Raw genomic sequence first — 1846 nt, forward strand, 5'->3', positions numbered from 1 at the left:
GGTGTTGCGGTGGACTGGTCGCAGGCCTTCACCGGTACCGGCGCCAGCCGTGTCGACCTGCCCACCTACGCCTTCCAACGCCAGCGCTACTGGCTTGGTGAGACCGCACGGCCGAACGGCGCGGAGCCCGAACACACCGCTGAGGTGTCCTGGCGCGAGCGTCTCGCCGCCGCCGCTGACGACGAGCGACGTCAGGCGCTGGAGCACCTGGTCCGTTCGCAGGTCGCGACCGTACTGGAGTACGGCTCTGCGGCGGCGGTCGATCCTGAGCACACGTTCAAGGAACTGGGCTTCGACTCCCTGACCGGCGTGGAGCTGCGGAACCAGCTGAACGCGGCGACGGGGCTGCGGCTGCCCTCCTCGCTGATCTTCGACTATCCGACGCCTGCCGCCCTCATGCGACACCTGGACGCCGAGGTGCTGGGCGCGGAGCCACTGGCCGACGATGCGGTGGAAACGTCCGGGGAGCCTGACGAGCCGATCGCGATCGTCGGAATGGGCTGCCGCTTCCCCGGCGGTGTCACCTCGCCGGCGGAGCTGTGGGAGCTGGTTCATACCGGGAGTGATGCGATCTCCGCATTTCCGGTGGACCGGGGCTGGGACCTGGACGCGCTGTACGACGCCGATCCCGGCCGTTCCGGCGCGTCCTACGTCCGGGAGGGCGGGTTCCTCCACCAGGCCGCCGAGTTCGACCCCGGGTTCTTCGGAATCTCCCCCCGTGAGGCGCTCGCGATGGATCCGCAGCAGCGGCTCCTGCTGGAGACGTCCTGGGAGGCGTTCGAGCACGCGGGCATCGACCCGCTGTCCCTCAAGGGCAGCCGGACGGGTGTCTTCGCCGGTGCCATGTCCCAGGACTACGGCACTCTGCTCCACGAAGCCACGGACGGCCTCGACGGCTACCTGCTCACCGGCAAATCGGTCAGCGTCATCTCCGGACGGCTGGCGTACGTCCTCGGTCTTGAGGGCCCCGCGGTGACGGTAGACACGGCGTGCTCGTCATCGCTGGTCGCGCTGCACCAGGCCATGCAGGCGCTGCGCACCGGGGAATGCCGGCTGGCGCTGGCCGGTGGCGTCACGGTCATGGCGACGCCCGGGATGTTCGTGGAGTTCAGTCGGCAGCGCGGGCTCGCGTCCGACGGGCGCTCGAAGGCTTTCTCCAACGACGCTGACGGCACGTCGTGGGCCGAGGGTGTGGGCATGCTGGTGCTGGAGCGGCTGTCGGACGCGCGGCGCAACGGCCACAAGGTGCTGGCGGTGGTGCGTGGTTCTGCTGTGAACCAGGACGGCGCCAGCAACGGCCTCACCGCCCCCAACGGGCCCTCCCAGCAGCGCGTCATCCGTGCGGCGCTGGCGAACGCGCGGCTTTCGGCATCGGACGTGGACGCCGTCGAGGCGCACGGTACGGGTACGACGCTGGGTGATCCGATCGAGGCGCAGGCGCTGATCGCGACCTATGGGCAGGACCGTGAGCGGCCGTTGTGGTTGGGGTCGCTGAAGTCGAACATCGGGCATGCCCAGGCTGCCGCGGGTGTCGGTGGCGTCATCAAGATGGTGCAGGCGATGCGGCACGGTGTGCTGCCGCGGACGCTGCACGTCACCGAGCCGACGGGTGAGGTCGACTGGTCGGCGGGCGCGGTGGCACTGCTGACCGAGGCGCGGGAATGGCCGGAGGCCGCGGGCCGTCCGCGTCGGGCCGGTGTCTCCTCCTTCGGTATCAGTGGCACGAACGCGCACGTCATCCTGGAGCAGGTTCCTGAGGCTGAGCAGTCGGAGCAGTCGGTTCCTGTTGAGCCGGTCGCGGTGCCGTGGGTGTTGTCGGGTCGTGGGGCTGAGGCGTTGCGGGGGC

General features: G+C 70.0%; 1 protein-coding gene. It reads left to right on the forward strand.

The window, feature by feature from the left end; genetic code table 11:
- On the forward strand, positions 1–1846 hold a 1846-nt coding region (locus tag ABZ079_RS36815; protein ID WP_356943794.1), incomplete at both ends, for a beta-ketoacyl synthase N-terminal-like domain-containing protein.

The sequence above is a fragment of the Streptomyces sp. NPDC006314 genome (assembly GCF_040613075.1).
Classification (GTDB): Bacteria; Actinomycetota; Actinomycetes; order Streptomycetales; family Streptomycetaceae; genus Streptomyces.